1 protein-coding gene is annotated in these 760 nt (G+C 62.1%); it reads right to left on the reverse strand.

The features are described 5' to 3' along the window. Positions 1-658 (reverse strand): IS4 family transposase (locus tag ACFSOX_RS23635; protein ID WP_378480268.1); only part of this gene is annotated, 658 nt, incomplete at its 3' end. Positions 659-760 lie beyond the last annotated feature (102 nt).

The raw sequence follows: 760 nt of genomic DNA on the forward strand, positions 1-760 counted from the left end.
CGACGGCGAACGGTGTGTTGGACTTGAGCCGCGTGACAATGCGGCAACCCGCCTGATCGAGCCTCGCCCACCAGCCATAATCGTAATAGCCGAGGTCGAAAACATAGCTCGCCCCCGCCTCGATCGGCATCGCCTTGGCCGCCGTGATGTCGTTGACGTTGGAGGGCGTCACCATCAGGTACAGCGGCTGGTCGGCGTCGGGATCGTAGATGATGTGCGCCTTGGCCCCGCAAACGCCCGCCGAAAACGTCGCCCAGTCGCCGCTGAGGCGGCTCAACTTCACGCTGGTCGAATCGATCAGACGCACGCAGTCGCCGATCTTGCGGCGACAGCCGGCTTGCAGTTGCGCCATCAGGGCCGACAGCAGACCGCCGAACACCTCAACCGGGCGCGCCGCATTGGCGGTCGACAGGGCCGACCGTGACACCGTGCAGCCTCCGAGATGATACAGCTTGCCGGCGTGGGTCTTCAGGTTGGTTTCGAGATCGCGCAGGCTCCGCACACCGAAAAGCTGCGCATACAGCATGGCGATCAAATGAGCCTTGGTCTTCAGGCCCCGATCGTCCCAGTCGGCGTGGTGCTCGCCCACAAGCCGGTCGAACACCGCCCACGGAACGTGCTTCAGGAGACCATGAAAAACGCTATTCTGGTGCTGCACGGCGTTGATCCTCTCGTGTCCAATTGATTCGTAACCAACTGGAAACAAGCAGAATCAATGCCGTGCACCTCTTCAAGCACAATCCGTGCCGGACAGCCGTGG

It is taken from the genome of Rhodoplanes azumiensis (genome assembly GCF_042682915.1).
Classification (GTDB): Bacteria; Pseudomonadota; Alphaproteobacteria; order Rhizobiales; family Xanthobacteraceae; genus Rhodoplanes; species Rhodoplanes azumiensis.